The following is an 18,694-nucleotide window of genomic DNA, read 5'->3' as shown; positions in this document are numbered from 1 at the left end:
AGCTGCACCAAGCTATGACCCGTCGGTTTCCGAATGGAGCAATCCGGCAGGAGAAGATCCTGTCATCCTAACGCCAATACATAACGTTAGGAGGGGAGACCCGGAGAACTGAAACATCTCAGTACCCGGAGGAAAAGAAAGCAACAGCGATTCCCTCAGTAGCGGCGAGCGAACGGGGAAGAGGCCAACCGTGAATCACGATCTTGAAATCTAGTGGAACATTCTGGAAAGGATGACCAAAGACGGTGACAGTCCGGTACACGAAAGAGGAAGAGATCATCACGAACGAGTACCACCGAACACGAGAAATTTGGTGGGAACATGGGAGGACCACCTCCTAAGCCTAAATACGATCATGTGACCGATAGTGAACAAGTACCGTGAGGGAAAGGTGAAAAGAACCCCGAGAGGGGAGTGAAAAGAATCTGAAACCTTGTGCTTACAAGCAGATAGAGCCCTTTTAGGAGGGTGATATCGTACTTTTTGTAGAACGGGCCAGCGAGTTATGTTTACAAGCGAGGTTAAGCCTTTCAGGGGCGGAGCCGGAGGGAAACCGAGTGTGAAGAGCGCGAAAGTTTGTGGACATAGACCCGAAACCGGGTGATCTAGCCATGAGCAGGTTGAAGTTGAAGTAAAATTCAATGGAGGACCGAACCGGGAGCGGTTTAAAACGCTTCGGATGACTTGTGGTTAGGGGTGAAAAGCCAATCGAACTCGGAGATAGCTGGTTCTCCTCGAAATTGCTTTAGGGCAAGCCTCATGAGAAGATGCAGGGAGGTAGAGCACTGACTGGTCGCGGGGCACTTTGTGTTACCAACACCTATCAAACTTCGAATTCCGTGCATTAGCCATGGGAGTGAGACGGTGAGGGATAAGCTTCATCGTCAAAAGGGAAACAGCCCAGATCATCAGCTAAGGTCCCCAAATGACGTTCAGTGGAAAAGGATGTTATTTTACTTGGACAACCAGGATGTTGGCTTAGAAGCAGCCATACATTTAAAGAGTGCGTAATAGCTCACTGGTCGAGTGAAGTTGCGCCGAAGATACACGGGGCTAAACGTCATACCGAAGCTATGGGATGGATCGAGACAAAAAGTATTTTATGAAAGCTTTCCAAAATTGATGAGAAATATCGCACACAAAGAGTCAAATTTCAACAAACATGAGATACGACAGAACAAAGAGCCAAATGGTATAAGGTTATTCCAAGATATCATTCATCAATTTCATTGGGCTAATAAAGGAAGGCGTATTCATAGAATACTTTTTGTCTCGACCATCGGTAGAGGAGCATCGACTGGGCATCGAAGCATCAGGGGTAACCCCATGTGGAGCGCAGTCGAGAGAGAATGCTGGCATGAGTAGCGAGAAGGTGAGTGAGAATCTCACCCGTCGAAAGCCGAAGGGTTCCTGAGCAAGGCTCGTCCTCTCAGGGTAAGTCGGGACCTAAGCTGAGGCCGAAGGGCGTAGGCGATGGATAACCGGTGGAAATTCCGGTACAGTAAAGAATCGTTTGAGAGAAGTGTTGACGCAGGAAGCTAAGCAAAGCGCGTAGAAGGTAAGCGCGTCCAACGCAGTGGGCTAGTCCGATAGGCAAATCCGTCGGATGGTGCTGAGGGCGGATGGGGATCGAAATGTGAGTAGAGAAGTTGCTGATGCTACACTGCCAAGAAAAGACGCTATCGAGATTTTTTGCTCCCGTACCAAAACCGACACAGGTAGGCAGGAAGAATATTCTAAGACGCGCGGAAGAACCTTTGTTAAGGAACTCGGCAAAATGACCCCGTAACTTCGGGAGAAGGGGTGCCATCTTCGGATGGCCGCAGAGAATCGGCCCAAGCGACTGTTTACCAAAAACACAAGTATCTGCGAAGCCGCAAGGCGAAGTATAGGTGCTGACACCTGCCCGGTGCTGGAAGGTCAAGGGGAGCTGTTAGAAGCAATTCGAAGCAGTGAACTTAAGCCCCAGTAAACGGCGGCCGTAACTATAACGGTCCTAAGGTAGCGAAATTCCTTGTCGGGTAAGTTCCGACCCGCACGAAAGGTGTAACGATTTGGGCACTGTCTCAACAAAGGATCCGGTGAAATTGTAGTAGTCGTGAAGATGCGACTTACCCACGCTAGGACGGAAAGACCCCATGGAGCTTTACTGCAGGTTGACATTGGACTTTGGTTTGTAATGTACAGGATAGGTGGGAGACTAGGAAACATTGTCGCCAGATGATGCGGAGTCGCCCTTTGGATACCACCCTTTACAGACTAGGGTTCTAACCTAGGACCGTGAACCGGTTCGGGGACACTGTCAGTCGGACAGTTTGACTGGGGCGGTCGCCTCCCAAAGAGTAACGGAGGCGTTCAAAGGTTCGCTCAGGATGGACAGAAACCATTCAACGAGTATAAAGGCAAAAGCGAGCTTCACTGCGAGACCCACAAGTCGAGCAGATACGAAAGTAGGACTTAGTGATCCGGTGGTACCGCGTGGAAGGGCCATCGCTTAACGGATAAAAGCTACCCTGGGGATAACAGGCTTATACCCCCCAAGAGTTCACATCGACGGGGGTGTTTGGCACCTCGATGTCGGCTCGTCTCATCCTGGAGCTGGAGCAGGTTCCAAGGGTTGGGCTGTTCGCCCATTAAAGAGGTACGCGAGCTGGGTTCAGAACGTCGTGAGACAGTTCGGTCCCTATCCAGCGTGGGCGTAAGAAATTTGAGAGGAGCTGTCCCTAGTACGAGAGGACCGGGATGGACGAACCGATGGTGTACCGGTTGTTCTGCCAAGGGCATAGCCGGGTAGCTACGTTCGGACGGGATAAGCGCTGAAGGCATCTAAGCGCGAAGCCCCCCTCAAGATGAGATTTCGTAGAGACCGGGAAGAAAACCCGGTTGATAGGTCAGAGGTGGAAGCGTAGTAATACGTGGAGCTAACTGATACTAATCTCTCGAATATTTGACCAGAAATACCTATTAAGATTGTGAAATGGCCCAACAAGCGAAGCGGTTGGTAGCCATTTCATACGCAACGGTTTCCCGCAAGGCGAGCGCGTAGCGCGAAGGCGCGCGGAAGAAATCGACTGCGTCGGAGACGAAAGCGTCTTTGACGGAGATGCGGAATTGTTAAGAATTGAATGTTTAATATGGTGACGATAGCGTGAGGGATACACCTGTTCCCATCCCGAACACAGAAGTTAAGCCTCACATCGCCGATGGTACTTGGTTGGAAACGGCCTGGGAGAGTAGGTAGTCGCCAAATAAAAGGAAAGGGCACGGAAGTGTCCTTTCTTTATACCGCGGGGTAGAGAAGTGGCATCTCGTCGGGCTCATAACCCGGAGGTCGCAGGTTCGAATCCTGCCCCCGCAATACAGAAGCAAAGGGACAGCACAATGTGCTGTCCTTTTTGCTTGTTTGTAGAGGTAGGGGGCAGGATGAGAACCTGGTGAGATTGCCAGAGCTCCCGCAAGGCCAAGCGCGAAGCGCGCAGGGCGCGCGGTGAGCGAGGCATCCAGAGGCGCAAAGCGCCGTGGGATTGCCAGAGCTCCCGCAAGACCAAGCGCGAAGCGCGCAGGGCGCGCGGTGAGCGAGGCATCCAGAGGCGCGAAGCGCCGTGGGGATCCTGCCCCCGCGATGAAGAAGCAAGAAGGGCAGCAAAACGTGCTGTCCTTCTTGCTTGTTGGTAGATAGTGCAGAAACTCTTACGCTCTTCGCATTTCCCATGCTATCTGACAGGAATATTCCAATTCTTCTGCATTATAAAACGCATTTTCCATATCTTTTCCTCCAACTAGAAGGCCGTGTCTCTCCATCAAAAACCCATCCGCTAGAGACATGTATTGCTTAGCTAAGGAAAAAAGTTTCTCGCTTCCCGGTGGGGCATAGGGAATTCGTGCAATATTTCCTATCCGCATTTGCAGGTAAGGCGTGATCGATGGTACTACGCTTTTAGCATCTTCCGGAGCGATCGTGCTCCAAAGCGTCGCATAGAGGGAATGGGTGTGAATCACGGCATTTTGTCCCAGCTTGGATTCATAATAAATCCAATGCAGAGGCCATTCTTTGCTGGGTTGAATTCCGTTCCGTGATTTTCCTTTCCGGTCAATACAGGCAAAATCTTCTTCCGTAAGCGTCCCGAAGCAGGATCCGCTTCGTGTAATATAGATTTCTTCACCACAGCGTATACTCATATTGGCAGCGGAACCTGTGACTTTTCCACGCTCAAACAATATTTTCCCATAGAGTATCATTTCTTTTATTTGTTGTTCCGGTTGCATTTCATGCCTTTCTATTTCATGTTGCGGATTCTAGACGTCCGGATTCGATTTCCGGTGCAAGAAAGGAGATAGCTTCTTCAAAGAAATTTTTCTGACCGAAATTGCCAGATTTTAAAATCAAGCGAGCCTTCTCATTTTCAACAGGTATCATTACCGGCACGCCAGGAGCAATACTTTTTCCAATTTGGTAGGTTGAGAAATTTAATGCGGTTGTTATAGCCCCGCTTGTCTCGCCACCGGCAATAATCAACTTGTTAAATCCTGCAGCATAGGCTCGTTGTGCGAGACGTCCCATTAATTTCTCTAGGCGATTAGAAACTTCTTCTTGATTATATACCTTCGCCAAAGCGGAACGGCCGCTCGCATCGTCAGAACTGTAGATTAATACTCCATCACCGATCGACAGCGCTTTTTCCCAAATTTTTTCTTCCGGATTTCCTTCCATCACCTCACGAACAGCAATTTGAACCGCTTTATTCGGATAACGGAGGCGGTAATGAGCAATTTGTTGCAAGGTCATTTCTGAACAAGATCCGGAGAACAGAATCGATTTACCGGGGACACGCTCCTCGGTCGAAGTAGCATCTATGTTTTTTTGCTTTAAAAATTGAGCACTAAATGCATCATTCAAGCCAGATCCGCCTGTCCAGAAATCACAATCGGAATAGGTTGCTACGAGCTGATCGGCATCCTTAGCCTTGGTATAATCCGGGATTACGTAGTAGGGGCCACTTTTACCTTGTGCATTAGAGGTCTTCGATAGCTGTGTTTTTACGTATTCATCGATTTTTTCACGGGACTGGTATAGATTATTCCGATCAAGTTCAATGCACGGATACTTACCTTGCGGGCGCATCAATTCAGCAATGCGGGAATCCCACATGGGATTGACAGGATGGTTCTTCATGTGGGTTTCGGCCAGGGGAACTCCATAGAGTTTAAGAATTCCTTGCTCAACCGTTCGGCCATTGACCGGTAAACCGGGCGCTAAAAAGGTATATGGATAATCAAAGGCCTCAAGAATCGCGTCCGTAATCGGTCCGATGTTTCCCTTTGGAGTGGAGTCAAAGGTGGAGCAATACTTATAAAACAACTTTTCAGCACCTTCTTTGCGTAGCCAGCAGCACGCATCTAGCGCATGAGCAACGGCTTCTTCGGCAGCAATAGAACGAATTTTTTGTGCGATGACGATTACACAGTGATGATCTCCGGACCATTTTTTGCGCAAGGAGGGATCCTTCGGAATCCCGTTGCTTAGAAAGGTCGGTATGCCGTGATTGGCGAAGAAGGAGGCAGCATCACTGCCTCCCGTAAAATCATCCGCTATAATTCCCATTAAGATGGACATAGAACCTCCTACAGCAGAATTTCCGAAAAGATGGGGAAGATGGCAATCAGTAAGGACATGACGGTCATGATGAGAACAAAAGGCACGAGACGTTTAGCTAGCCTCTGTACAGGAATCTTAGAAATGTTGCTGGAAACATACATTGCCGTGCCAACGGGTGGCGTTAACAAACCGGTCGTCAAGCTGATGACCATCATCAGGCCGAACTGCACGCTACTCATTCCAATTTGTTTTGCAATCGGTGCAAGAATGGGGGCGAGTAACATAATAGCCGGACCGCTGTCAATTACCATACCCGTCAAAAGCAGAATACTCTGGATCAATATAATGAGAATGATCTTGTTGTCCGTTAAGGACAAGACCGCTTGCGTTAACATTTGCGGAATATTTTCATAGGCTAGGATCCAGGTTAACAAGGAAGTACCGCAAATAATCAAAGCAATCGTTGCCGTGCTCAACGCTGCATCAAAGAAAATTTCCGGAAGATCCGCAAGTTTAATGTCCTTGTAAATAAACATGCTGACTAGCAGTGCATAGGCGGAGATAATCGCACCGCCTTCTGTCGGTGTAAAGAAGCCACCGCGGATACCGATAATGATGATCAGCGGCATAATAAGAGAAAATATGGCTTTCTTAAACTTATCCCATCGTTCTGCCCAAGAAGAGGATCCTTCGACAGGGTAATGCTCTTTGTGGGCAACGACAAAAGAGTAAAGCATGAAAGCCAGCGAGATCAAGACCCCCGGAACAATACCGGCAATGAAAAGGTCTCCAATCGATGACTGGGTGGTTACCCCATAAATAATCATTGCGACACTTGGAGGAATGATGAGACCGATGGATCCGGAAGCGGCAATCAGTGCAGCAGAAAATTCCGGATCATATTTTTTACGTTTCATCTCGGGATGCAAAAGCGCACCAAGCGCTGCCGTATCGGCGACACCGGAGCCGGAAATGCCTCCCATGATCATTCCGGATATGGCGACTACCTGACAAAGCGCCCCTTTTACATTTCCCATAAAGGAGAGTGTAAAGTCGATGATGCGTTTCGTCAAGGAACCTTTACTCATGATTGAGCCGGCCACCATGAAAAGCGGAATGGCCATCAACGAAAAAGAATCGACCGCCGTAAAATAACGTTGTGCGACGACGGCAACGGGGATTTTCAACATTACCGCTGCGGCAAGGGCAGATGCAGTTACCGCAAATCCAACTTCTAAACCCATGGTAAGCAAAATAAGAAAAACGATAAGGATAAGAAGCGCTGTATTCATTTCTTTTCTCCTTTCGAGAAGTACGAAAGCAAGTCCTCTATACTGAAGAGAACAATGAACACGCCCGAAACTGGAATGGCAGAAAAAACCAAACTCATGGGGAGCAACAAAGTTGCGCTCTTTTGTATCTCTCCAATTTTCATCAGTTGCACACCACCGTATACGATAATGCCCCCCAAAAGAAGGATCATAACGGTGTTGATTATGCGTATAATTCTTTGCTGCATCTTCGGAAGGTGCTCGACTACTAAGTCAATGGCAACATGCGCTTTCTTACGAATGGCGATGGCAATACCTAAGAAAGTAATCCATACGAACAAATAACGTGCTAACTCTTCCGACCATGTTAAAGGGCTTGACATCACGTAGCGAAAGAAAACTTGTAACACAACGATTACAGTCATTAAGCAGATCATGAAGGCTAGCAAGTAGTACAAAATAGATTGGATGGTATCATTCAGCTTTTTCATTTCATGGCCTCCAAATCTTGAATGATTTTGTTATAAAGATCGGCATCAACAGATTCGCCATAGATGCGAGAAGCTTCCTTTGCTGCGTCTTGAAACTCTTTTTTATCCGGATAGGTAATCTTCATTCCGGCATCAATCATTTCTTGTAGGTTTTCTTTGGCCACTTGATTTACGGTATCGTTTTGATATTTTGTAGCAGCATCCGCAGCTTCCCGGACGATTTTCTGCTGCTCCTCTGTCAGACTTTGCCACGTTTTTTCAGAGATCGAAAGCGTCACATATTCAAACTTGTGATCGGTCATGGCAATATATTTTTGTACTTCCTGAATTCGTCCGCTATACATAAAGGGGACGGGATTCTCCTGCGCTTCGATGACATTTTGCTCCAGGGCTGTGTAGACTTCTCCCCAAGCCATCGTTGTCGGCGATGCTCCCATGGCGGACCAGACCGCCTCCATAGCTTGAATTTCAGGAATACGAATCTTCAAACCCTTTATATCTTGAATGGTGTTAATCGGCTTGTTGGAGCTGACTTCGCGAGGCCCGCGATCCCAAAAGTCCAGAATATGAACGCCGGCCCTTTGACGTAGCCTCTCAACAATAATTCCGCCCACTTCTCCTTTCACAATGGTCTCGTATTCCTGCTCATTGGTCATAAGATAAGGAATTTCGAAAAGCTGAATGGAAGGTTCGAAGTTTCCAAGAACGCCGGCAATCAAACCCATATCGATGGTTCCTAATTGCATACCTTCCACAATATCCCGATCGCCCCCCAGTGTTGAACTGGGATAAATCGTAGCGGTTATTTTTCCACCAGAACGTTTTTCCAGCTCTTCTTTAAAGACGAGACTCGCTTTGTGCCAGATATCCTTGGCAGATTGAATGTGCCCCAGTCTTAAATTCACCTCGGCTTGTTCCTTCGGTTTTCCACAGCCGACGCATAAGAGCAAAACGGTCAAACAAACAAATATGAATTTAGCGCGCTTCATGGCCACTCCCTTCTTATTCTTTATGAAAGTCGACCAGCACTTTCACTACATTTTCTTTTTTCTGTGCTAAAGTGTCGAGAGCTTCCTGTGTTTGATGAATGGGGAAAATTTGTGTGACAAAGCCATCCAGATTCAACCCATTGTTAACCAAATCGACAGCTTCTTTAAAATCTTGGGGGCGATACGTCATGGCACCGATTAGTTTTTGCTCATTAAAGACAAAACTGTAACTATAGACGGGAATCTTCTCAGTTATCATGGCAACGAGCACAACTTCGCCGCGCTTTCGTACCGAGCTGGATGCTTGATCAATGATATTGCTTGCTCCTGCAGCAACGATCGCAACGTCCGCACCCTTTCCATCGGTGACTTTTTTTACCTCCTCCGCAACATCACAATTCAGCGGATCAAGCGTAATATTCGCTCCAAATTGCATCGCCATATCGCGATTAAATTGTTGCGTATCCGTAGCAATAATGGTTTTAAAACCTGCAGCTTTTGCAGCCACGACAGTAAAAAGACCGATTGTACCTGAACCAAGGATAACGATGCTTTCTCTTTGCGGAATGGAAATTAGATTGATCGCGTGCACAGCCACCGCGAATGGCTCGATCAGCACACCGATTTCATCCGGTACCTTATCGGCCAGACGATGCGTCTTGCTCGCCGGCGCTTTGAAATAATTGACAAAGGTACCCATCCATTTTGCGGAACCCGGCGCAATTTTTGTACGGCAGAGATTTTCGTTGCCAGACTGACAAAGCTCACATTGTCCACATCCTAAATGCGGCTCTACGGTGACCCGATCACCGATTCGCAAGTCGGTAACCTTTGAACCGATTTCAACGATTTCTCCCACTACCTCGTGACCAAGAATTTCAGGTGGCTTGCGAAAAGGGTGTGTGCCGTGGAAGAGATGTAGATCTGATCCGCATACACCTGCATAATGGACGCGGATAAGCACTTCCTTTTCATCAATTACCGGCTTTTCAATGTTTTTAATTTCCACTTTTTCCGGCGAAACAACATAGCATGCTTTCATACGATCCTCCTTTGCATTTTTCACTTATCGTTCACGATCGAGGCCATTGATTTTCCTTACTTCATGAAAAGCATAAAAAAAAGAGGAGGCTCATGATAGGAGACGATGTTTCATATTGAAACGTTCATCTCCTTATTCTGTTTCAATGTGGAATATAATCAATAAAGCTCAGGCGATGAGCTTTAATATAGGAAAGGCGGGAACAATGCACATTCTTTTTATCATTCCTTATCTATCCATGAAGAAAGATGTTCAATCCATTCTCAAGCGGTATCCATATGTCGAAGCCTCATACGCCGTTGGGAATGTGGAAGGAAGTATTGCGATTACGGAAGACATCTTGAAACACACCTCTATTGAAGCCATTATCTCGCGAGGAGGAACAGCAGAGATACTGCGTGCGCATTTTTCGATTCCCGTATTTTCCATTCCGATGACCAGCAATGATTTAGGAAAAACCCTTTATTCCATAAAGACAGATAAAAAAGTCGCCTTAGTCGGCTATCCGACGATTACGATGTGTGCAGCCTATTTGGAAACAAAAAACTTTGGAAGAGAAGACATTTACACTGTTACACAAAGCGATAAAATACCGGAAGTGATTAAGACGATAAAAGAAAAAGGATATGATCTCTTACTCTGTGATGTCATCAGCTCAGAAGTGGCAGCTTCTTTTCAGCTGGAAACGAAGATATTGCTGTCAAGTCTTGAGAATATCCAACTTTCCATTGACGAAGCCGTTTATTTTTATTCGCAGCGCAGAGCGGGACTTCAGGCAGAAACGATACAGCACACCATTTTAAAAGAACGCGATATTTATTATGTTTCCATCAACAACATGGGAAAAGTCATTTCCTCTAATCTACCCGGTCATGTTGTTGTTGATGAACTGATGGAATTGGTTGAAACGTTCTTTGTGTCCTATCTTCTTACTTCGACAACGGTTCGCACCGCACAACTCAGCGATGGACAGAGGCTGCTCTTTTACCTTCAGAAGCAAATCAAAGCAGGAACGACATACTATATTGTCACGATCAAACCAAATGATTTTGATCAAATTTCAAAAGACTATGGCATTCGTCTCTTTCGCTTTAATTCCCATGATCCAACACAGGATGCACGAAATTTGAAGACTTCCCTCTCTCTTGGTCAAATCCGATCAAAATTACGACCGTTTTTTGCTCCTCAGGATGACCTTGTCATCTACGGAGAAAGGGGCACAGGCAAAATTGACTCTGCACTATATATTGCCTTAAATCAAAAATCGCGATTTCCCATCGCGTGGATGGATGCGCAAAGCATGAACGAAAGCATGTGGTCGTACTTTTTCGACTCCTTTTTACCGATGGCGTCGGAGCCTTTCACCATCATTATCCAAAACATACAACAATGCGATGGGGAGAAAATCAAACGATTCTCTTTTCTTCGTCGGAGAGACAAAATTCCCCATAGGCTGTTGTTTACTTTGGATGCTGTTGACGAATCCCTTTCTTCTCAGCTAACGCTCTTGGAAGAATCGCCCGTGGTACAGTTTTTCCGTATGCCGTCGCTTTCCGAGAGACGTAGTGAACTCGTTGATATTATTGATATTTACTTAAAAAAATATAAAATCCAAACCAATAAGCCAATTGCCGGCTTTGAACCAAAAGCCCTTGATCTTCTGGTCAATCATTCATGGCCCGGAAATTTAGAACAATTACAGCGTGTTCTTCGGACGCTTTTTTCGAAAACAACCAATTATTACCTCACCGAGGACGAGGTGTCCCTTCTTCTTTTTGAAGAAAACCAATGGCGAGAAGCGGGTACAGTAGGAAAAATTCCCTATGATCGGCCTTTAGCGGAAATTATTTATAACATCGTTTGTCAAGTTATGCGCGAAGAAGAAATGAACCAGACAAGAACAGCGAAAAGATTACAAATTGGTCGTACGACGGTATGGCGTATTCTAAAAGGAAAAGGACACTAAAAATTGAATACAATTATCATCAAGAAGAGTAGGCAAATTCGACCACTTTTCTAAGTGCTCGTCTTAAATTTCTATCGATTATCTTCATAAGGAATGAAAATGTAATATTTTTCATTCCTTATTTTTTTGCCTTAAGCTTAATCTAAAGCAGCTTAAGAAAAGTTGGAATTTTCAAAAATTATACTTCGTTCTATATTACGAATCAAGGTTGATCAGTATCTCTGGCTGGAAAAATTACTAAGTTTATAGGGATATTTGCTCTTGCACTGCAGGATGAAATGGGTGAAAACGTTATTTTTTCAAGAAATCGATTTCAAGTCGAATAGGGGGAATGAGATGAGTTGCCATCGTGCGTTAGAAGACATTACCGTATTAGATTTGACCAGAGTAGTTGCCGGCCCTTTCTGTAGTTCCCTCCTTGGTGATATGGGCGCTCGTGTGATCAAGATCGAAATTCCTAAAAAAGGAGACGATAGCCGTTCTTATGGTCCGATTGTAAATGGGGAAAGTGCTTATTTTGCACTATTGAACAGAAGCAAATATGGCGTAACTCTAAATTTAAAGAGTGATATTGGGAAGTCGATGTTTTTAGAAATGGTCAAAAAGGCCGATATCGTGCTTGAAAACTATCGGCCGGGCGTCATGGAGAAATTGGGATTGGGTTATGACGTTTTAAAACAAATCAACGCAAGGATCATTTACGGAGCGGTATCGGGATTTGGAGCCTGGGGGCCCTATTCACAGCGTCCAGGTTATGACATCTTAGCTCAGGCTATGGGCGGTTTAATGAGTCTTACGGGTGAAAAGGGAGGACAGCCGACGCGTGCAGGGAATGCTATGGGCGACATGCTTGCTGGTATGAATTTAACGATTGGTATTTTAGCGGCGCTACATGCACGAAAATTGACGGGAGTTGGACAAAGAGTTGATGTTTCCTTGGTGGATTCGATTGTTGTCTCTTTGGAAAATGCTTTTACGCGATATTGGTATACAGGAAAGTTATATGAAAGAAATGGAAATGCCTATGCTGCTCTTGCTCCATATGACACTTTCCAAGCTTCTGATGGCCTTGTTGTCATCGCCTGTGGAAATCAAAATCTGTTTGAAAAATTTTGCAAGAACGTTGTAATGAAGCCTGAATGGCTCGATGATTCTCGTTTTTCGACAAACATATTGCGTGTTGAAAATATGAATGCATTAGAGAAACTGATCAATGCGTGGTCAATACACTACAGTGTTGAAGATATTACAACGAGGGCACTCAAAGCTGGCGTTCCCGCTGGACCGGTTTATGATTTATCTCAAATTGTCAAAGACGCACATATTGCTGGTGCAAGGGAAATGTTTCCTACGATGCACCATCCTGTTATTGGCGACATGCCTGTTAATGGCGATGCGATTAAAATGACTGATACTAATCCGGAGATCATAAAACCTTCTCCTCTGCTTGGCGAGGATAACTCTTCCATTTATCAAGAATTTCTTGGACTCAGCAAATGTGAACTCAAACGTTTATCTGAGGAAGGGGTGATCTAAAGCCATGGCCATTGTGGCTCAATGAGATTGTGATATAGAGAGGGGGTGCAATCGATTTCTTCATGACATAGAAAAGACGAACGGATTGTAATATTAGATGCAGGAGGAATTAAGATGTTAGCAATTGTTGGCTTTTTATCCATTATTGCTGTTCTTGTTTTGATTATGACAAAAAAGCTGTCACCGATGCTTACATTAATTGCCGTCCCCATGATCGCTTGTATCATTATTGGACAAGGCGCTAAAATGGGAGAATTTGTTACCGATGGTCTTAAAAGTGTCGCGTCGACAGGAGTTATGTTCATCTTCGCCGTTTTGTTTTTTGGCATTATGGGAGACAATGGGTGCTTTGGCCGGATCGTAGACAAGGTGCTTAGAATCATTGGCACAGACCCGTTAAAAATAGCGATTGGGACATTAATTATCACGATGTGTACCCATTTGGATGGCTCTGGAGCAACTACATTTCTCATTACAGTTCCGGCATTGTTGCCGATTTATGACAAGATCGGTATGGATCGACGTAATTTAGCAACAATTGTGGCGATGGGGGCAGGAACAATGAACATTCTTCCTTGGGGAGGCCCTACAATCCGTGCAGCTACCGCCTTGGAAGTCTCTTTGACGGAATTGTATAATCCAATGGTTATTCCCCAAATCTGTGGGTTGCTTGCCTGTTTTGTTTTTACCATTTTAATTGGAAGGGGTGAAAAGAAGAGATTAAGCGATTCTCTAAGCCATATTGTTCTCGAGGACAAAATGTTATCTGAAGAGGAGCAAATTCTTCTTCGACCGAATTTGTTTTGGTTTAATTTACTATTGATACTTACAACAATCATCATTCTAGTTTGGGGCATTCTTCCTCCGGCAGGGTGCTTCATGGCTGCTACGCTCATTGCGATGTTGGTCAATTATCCTGACGGGGAACTTCAGCGCAAACTCGTTGACACACACGCGGAAGCTGCTATGATGATGGCTTCTACCTTGTTTGCTGCCGGAGTTTTCACAGGCATCATGAAAGGCACGGGTATGCTTGCCGCGATGGCAGAAGGCCTTGTTTCAATTCTACCTGCGTCACTTGCATCGCATTTAGCATTCGCTCTTGGCTTTACGTCTATGCCACTTAGTTTGGCTTTTGATCCAGATAGTTTCTATTACGGCGTTCTTCCTGTACTTGCTGCAACTGGAGAAGCCGCTGGTATTACAGCCCTTGCTATGGGGCGTGCAGCAATTTGTGGCCAGATCACCGTAGGTTTTCCCATTTCGCCTCTCACCCCGTCAACATTTCTCCTTACAGGACTATCGGGTGTTGATTTGGGGGAACATCAGAAACATAGCTTTTTGTATCTATGGGCGGTTTCGCTGGTCGTTTTAGGTTCATCGGTAATCATGCAGGTCATTCCTTTTTAAACGAATATGATACAGGAGGAGGATACAGTTGAAAAATCATTCATCCAATTTGACGTATCTGGACATCGATATCGGCGATGAATTTTTGTCGCCAAGTCGGACTGTTTCTGAATCAGACCTGTTCCAATTTGCCGGATTAACAGGGGACCTGAACGAATTGCATACCAGTGAAGTGTTTGCAAAAACAACTCAATTTAAAAAACGTATTGCCCATGGCATGCTCATCTTATCGATCGCGAACGGACTCTATATGAGAAGCAATATATTTAATTCCTCCGTGTTTTTGGGAATAAAAAATTGGAAGTCGACAGCCCCTGTTTTCATTGGAGACACAATACATTTAAAACTAAAAATTCTATCCAAGCGACCAACAAAAGATGGGAAAAGGGGAATCATCGCGATGCAATATAACGTCATGAATCAAAATGGTCTCTCTGTTGCGGAAGGAGAATTTACACGAATGGTGACCCTACCTTCTATGGGCAAGTAGTACTTTATTTTGTGATTGGGTAAGAAAATGCTATAAAGTGCCTACTTATCATTGATGTAAGTAGGCACTTGGCATATCCAGATTGTGGAGGTGACGGCAATGGAATTATTACAACTAAAATATTTCCAAAAAGTTGCTCAATCTGAAAATATATCCAAGACAGCAAGAGAGCTGTATATTACACCTTCGGCATTGAGCATGACCATTTCTCGATTGGAGAAGGAGATTGGTGTTAAATTATTTACTCGCGGTGGCAATTACATTACTCTAAATGAAGCTGGACGAATTTTTTATCGCTATGCTTGCTCGATTTTAGGAGATGCTGAAGCTGCCGTTAAAGATGTACAACCTCCTGTTAATCAGGAAGTGAATCTTTTAACCACGAGCCCAAACGTATGGACGGATCTTGTCATTTCCTTTCGTGAAAAGAAACCGGACGTTGTAATTTCACAAAAATTTATTTACCTTGACATGTTATCGCAAAATGTTTTACGAAACACAGGGGATTTTTTGCTAGCCAGTCCCTTGGATTTTGAAACAAGGGTTGCCTATAGCAGCTACCCACTTTATACGGATGACTATCCAATGCTTATGGCATGGAAGGGACATCCTGCATTATCATTAAAATCAACAACAATGGCAGCTCTGAAAAATGAACGTTTTATTGCATTAACCTCTGGAATGTCATCGAGAAAATATTTTGATATATTATGTGAAGCTGCTGGTATTCAACCGAAGATTATCATGGAAGTGGATTATGCAATGCGTGAGCGCCTTGTAAAAGAGAAATGTGGTGTTGCCGTATTAACGGGAAGAAGTAGAAAAAATTATTTATCGAATGAGGTTGGCTACGTTCCCATTACGGACCCTTTTATTCCACGTCAGCAATACATTTATTGGGATTCGAAAAAGAATGCAGGGTTAGCCGCAGAAAAATTTTTGGATTTTGCAAAAAACTATTTTGTACCGTTGGATGATTTCAATGCAATAAAATAATATTTGCTTGCTTATCTATGTATAAGAGACTCTTGTAATAGAAATTTCGCAAAACAAACAGGTGACTGTGCTAAAACAAGAAAATCGTTTGATGCAGTCCCCTATTTTTTAGGCGAATGAACTCATTGTGCCGAGTAATATTTCTCTGCTGAGATTTGAAAACAAACCTGAGGATGATGGCACACCGGGAAAACATCCAAAGTCTTTTCGCCGACGAAGATGTGACGATAGTCACAAAGTTCTCCTTACTTCTTTGTCGGCCTCTGATACGAGCGCGCAATTGCCTCCGTCAAGGTTTGAATGTAAAGAGGAATGCCCGCTTTACGGGCAAAGAAGTGTGCGCCGTCGGTACCGTCGTAGATGTCGGTGTGCTCCTGGGAAACTTTGTGCCAGTTGGCGAGGGTCACAAAAGGATATTTTTTCTCCACAGAGGGCAGATAATTTGCATACTTGTTCAAATCGGAATTGGCGGGCTCGCTGCTGTCATAAGGGCTGACAAAGATAACGCGTGTGCCCGCCGGAAGGATAGAAATAATTTCCTCCGTTGTCTTTGCAAAGCTGGGATAGACATTGTTTCCGAGGGAAATGATCACCATCTCTTTCAGATGACCGCTCTTTATCATGGCGCGAAGGATATCCGGCGCTTCATGAAGGAAACGGGAAACTTTTCCGTTGACTTGTGAGGAGGGGAACGCCTGCAAAATGGAATCGCGCACACCGAGAGCGATGGAGTCGCAAATCATGGAAAAGCCCTCCGAGCGGGCCTTTGCCTGAAGAGCTTCCGCCTCTTTTCTCTGTTGTTCCGCTTGCTTTTCCCGTGCGATCTGGTCTCGGACCGTTGTGCCGGCTTCCTTCACCTGATCTATTTCCTGCTGCAGAGAAGACGACCAGAGTCGGCTCTCGAGAGAGAGAATCGGCGGGGCGGTAATCAGCTGAATTAGCATGAAAACGAAGATAAGGAGAACGCTCCATTGCGCCACCTGTCTGCTTTTGCGACGATGGACTGCAATTTTGAAAGGAAGCTGCAAAGCATTTTCGTCTTTTTGTAGTATCAGGGGTTCCCAAACATCATGGTTAAACCAGGACAGGAAAAACGCCATGCTCACGGTCAGCAACAGGACGAATGGACGCGGCAGGCCGGTCGAAGAAAGCACCACATAAATGGGCCAGTGGAAAAGATAGAACCCGTATGAAATGCGGGATAGAAAACGGATGGGACGTGGATCTTCTCCACCCTGCCATTGCAAATCCAGCATGCGCGTGGCAAATAACAGCAGGAAACATAGCGCATCCACGAGCGGAAAGCCCCAACGATAGGTTGCAGGAGCGGAATAGCCGAGCTTAAAAGATAGAAGAATATAGAGAGCCAACGAGCCGAATAGGGCCAAGAGCGTTTGGAGGGGAGATCCCTTTGCCCACTTTTTTGTCGAATAGGCCAGTGAGGACATACCCGTCATACTCGCAACCAGTGAGCCCACGAAAAAGGGCGTCATGCGGGTCAGATCAGAGAAATAGAGGAAGGCGGTCGGCCACCCTTGAAAAGCGCCGAAAACCAGAAGGAGGGTCGGCAAAATAAGCAGGACCAGCGAGAGAAAGAAAATACATAAACGAACCCACTCTTGTCGAGCTTCCGGGCTTTTTGCATGGCGCTTGGCGGAGTAGTGAATCAGAAAATAGAGGATGCCGCCCCAGAGAAGGTAAAAGTGCACTTCCATGGCAAGTGTCCATGTATGCACATAAATATGCGGAACGAATTGCGCTTCATACGAGCCGCCGGAGAAGATTTCATAGGCATTGGTTGTAAAACCGAAAACGCCCGCAAGCTGGCGAAAATAATCGACGCGCAAGTCGGACGAGCCCACGAAAAGGAATAGCGTGCTGATCAAGAGCATCATCACCATAGCGGGGAGGAGCCGTTTTCCGCGACTCTTCAGGTAGGAAGGAAAGGAAAAATCGGCATCCGAAAGGAGGATGCGATCTAATACCTTCGCTGTCAGCAAAAAACCGGATAAAGCAAAAAAAAGATTCACTCCCAAAAAACCGGCAGGAAGCTTCGTCTTTCCCAGGTGATAGATCACAACAAGGAGGAAGGCGAAAACACGTAAGGAGTCAAACCATGGTAACCGCTTGTTCATTTCAAATCCTTTTCATTCTGCTTGTCTTCGACTTTTTTTATCCAACTTCCGTCATCCTGCAAAACATAGATTCCTTCCGCCTTGACTTCCATCTCTCCGGAGACGAGACTGCCTTCTTTAAAAGCTCCGGTGAAAAGGCAAGTCGGATCCAGTTCTACCTGCGCTTTTCCATCGAGATGGCCCGCTGTGAAGGCTCCGCGATAGACAACTTTATCCGGAAAATGTATAACGCCTTCCCCGTTCTTTGTCGGCAACCAAATCTTGCCTTCCAGGCGTATTCCATCGGATAGAGGATAAGCAGTATAGAGGCGGGGCTTTCGAGGAAGAAGAGAAAATATCGCGAGGACGATGATAAGTGCGGCCAAGATCAGGAATTGTATATTCGATTTTTTTTCCGATAATTTTTCCTGCATGGTTACGATGCCTCTTTCCTTCAAAACAGTTGGCTTTCAAAACAGTTGGCAAAAAGGATCTGCGCTCTACCGTAGGCGAATCCTCCGTAAAAATAGGCAATCTGCGCCGAGAATGCAAAACGGTCGCAGATGGAAGAAAGAGAATTCTTTCCTAATTATTATACATAAAGGATGTGTAAATGGCGAACATAAGAAAACGATTTTTTCCTCAAAATCTACTGCTTTATGGTATCGTAAAGGGGACGAAAAAAAGCGTAAGGCGTATCTTCAAAACGCGTACTTTTGGGACGCTCTCATGCCGGAGGACGATCCCGAAAGCATTCTATTAAGAAAGCGAAAACGAAGAAAAAGGAGAAGAA

Annotated in this window: 13 protein-coding genes, 1 tRNA gene and 2 rRNA genes; 8 read left to right on the top strand and 8 right to left on the bottom strand. The window is 45.4% G+C overall.

Features of this window, described 5'->3' with window-relative positions; all coding sequences use genetic code 11:
* The 3 genes from FXY30_RS07520 to FXY30_RS07510 all read left to right on the top strand — a co-directional run.
* Positions 1-2,955: ribosomal RNA gene (locus tag FXY30_RS07520) — 23S ribosomal RNA — on the top strand; the annotation flags it as partial.
* Between the two features lie 178 nt (positions 2,956-3,133).
* Positions 3,134-3,250 (top strand): 5S ribosomal RNA (gene rrf / locus FXY30_RS07515).
* Positions 3,251-3,286: 36 nt separating this feature from the next.
* A tRNA-Met gene (locus FXY30_RS07510) sits at positions 3,287-3,358 on the top strand.
* Positions 3,359-3,690: 332 nt separating this feature from the next.
* Here FXY30_RS07510 and FXY30_RS07505 read toward each other — a convergent pair.
* Genes FXY30_RS07505 through FXY30_RS07480 form a run of 6 tightly spaced genes read right to left on the bottom strand, consistent with a single transcriptional unit; the run spans position 3,691 to position 9,389 of the window.
* Positions 3,691-4,266 (bottom strand): class II aldolase/adducin family protein, encoded by a 576-nt coding sequence (locus FXY30_RS07505; RefSeq protein WP_071706013.1) that lies wholly within the window; start codon positions 4,264-4,266, stop codon positions 3,691-3,693.
* Between the two features lie 16 nt (positions 4,267-4,282).
* Positions 4,283-5,614 (bottom strand): 3-oxo-tetronate kinase, encoded by a 1,332-nt coding sequence (gene otnK / locus FXY30_RS07500; protein ID WP_071706012.1) that lies wholly within the window; start codon positions 5,612-5,614, stop codon positions 4,283-4,285.
* 8 nt (positions 5,615-5,622) lie between these two features.
* On the bottom strand, positions 5,623-6,888 hold the full coding sequence (locus FXY30_RS07495) for a TRAP transporter large permease (protein ID WP_071706011.1): 1,266 nt from the start codon (positions 6,886-6,888) through the stop codon (positions 5,623-5,625).
* A complete protein-coding gene (locus FXY30_RS07490) occupies positions 6,885-7,358 on the bottom strand; it encodes a TRAP transporter small permease (RefSeq protein WP_071706010.1) in 474 nt (157 codons plus the stop codon). Before FXY30_RS07490 ends, FXY30_RS07495 begins: the two co-directional genes overlap by 4 nt.
* Positions 7,355-8,347 (bottom strand): TRAP transporter substrate-binding protein, encoded by a 993-nt coding sequence (locus FXY30_RS07485; RefSeq protein ID WP_071706009.1) that lies wholly within the window; start codon positions 8,345-8,347, stop codon positions 7,355-7,357. The genes FXY30_RS07490 and FXY30_RS07485 overlap by 4 nt, the downstream gene beginning before the upstream one ends.
* 13 nt (positions 8,348-8,360) lie before the next feature.
* A complete protein-coding gene (locus FXY30_RS07480; protein WP_071706008.1) occupies positions 8,361-9,389 on the bottom strand; it encodes a zinc-dependent alcohol dehydrogenase in 1,029 nt (342 codons plus the stop codon).
* A gap of 205 nt (positions 9,390-9,594) precedes the next feature.
* Here FXY30_RS07480 and FXY30_RS07475 point away from each other — a divergent pair, with 205 nt between their 5' ends.
* The 5 genes from FXY30_RS07475 (at position 9,595) to FXY30_RS07455 (ending at position 15,787) form a co-directional block, all read left to right on the top strand.
* A complete protein-coding gene (locus FXY30_RS07475; RefSeq protein WP_071706007.1) occupies positions 9,595-11,355 on the top strand; it encodes a PrpR N-terminal domain-containing protein in 1,761 nt (586 codons plus the stop codon).
* A gap of 282 nt (positions 11,356-11,637) precedes the next feature.
* The gene (locus tag FXY30_RS07470; protein ID WP_197675363.1) at positions 11,638-12,891 is read left to right on the top strand and encodes a CaiB/BaiF CoA transferase family protein; all 1,254 of its coding nucleotides are present in this window, start codon (positions 11,638-11,640) and stop codon (positions 12,889-12,891) included.
* A gap of 114 nt (positions 12,892-13,005) precedes the next feature.
* A complete protein-coding gene (locus FXY30_RS07465; RefSeq protein ID WP_071706006.1) occupies positions 13,006-14,301 on the top strand; it encodes a CitMHS family transporter in 1,296 nt (431 codons plus the stop codon).
* A 28-nt stretch (positions 14,302-14,329) separates the two neighbouring features.
* Positions 14,330-14,791 (top strand): MaoC/PaaZ C-terminal domain-containing protein, encoded by a 462-nt coding sequence (locus FXY30_RS07460; protein WP_197675362.1) that lies wholly within the window; start codon positions 14,330-14,332, stop codon positions 14,789-14,791.
* A gap of 99 nt (positions 14,792-14,890) precedes the next feature.
* The gene (locus FXY30_RS07455; protein WP_071706005.1) at positions 14,891-15,787 is read left to right on the top strand and encodes a LysR family transcriptional regulator; all 897 of its coding nucleotides are present in this window, start codon (positions 14,891-14,893) and stop codon (positions 15,785-15,787) included.
* Positions 15,788-16,032: 245 nt separating this feature from the next.
* On the opposite strand, the gene FXY30_RS07450 is transcribed toward FXY30_RS07455, so the two are convergent.
* Together FXY30_RS07450 and FXY30_RS07445 are read right to left on the bottom strand one after the other, a co-directional pair.
* On the bottom strand, positions 16,033-17,922 hold the full coding sequence (locus tag FXY30_RS07450) for an acyltransferase family protein (protein WP_071706004.1): 1,890 nt from the start codon (positions 17,920-17,922) through the stop codon (positions 16,033-16,035).
* On the bottom strand, positions 17,919-18,335 hold the full coding sequence (locus FXY30_RS07445; protein ID WP_071706003.1) for an MORN repeat-containing protein: 417 nt from the start codon (positions 18,333-18,335) through the stop codon (positions 17,919-17,921). The genes FXY30_RS07450 and FXY30_RS07445 overlap by 4 nt, the downstream gene beginning before the upstream one ends.
* Positions 18,336-18,694: the final 359 nt, after the last annotated feature.

This window comes from Murdochiella vaginalis, from assembly GCF_902381775.1.
Taxonomy (GTDB): Bacteria; Bacillota; Clostridia; order Tissierellales; family Peptoniphilaceae; genus Murdochiella; species Murdochiella vaginalis.
Note: the sequence above shows the minus strand (reverse complement) of the source record. Positions and strands in the feature narration are given on the sequence as shown.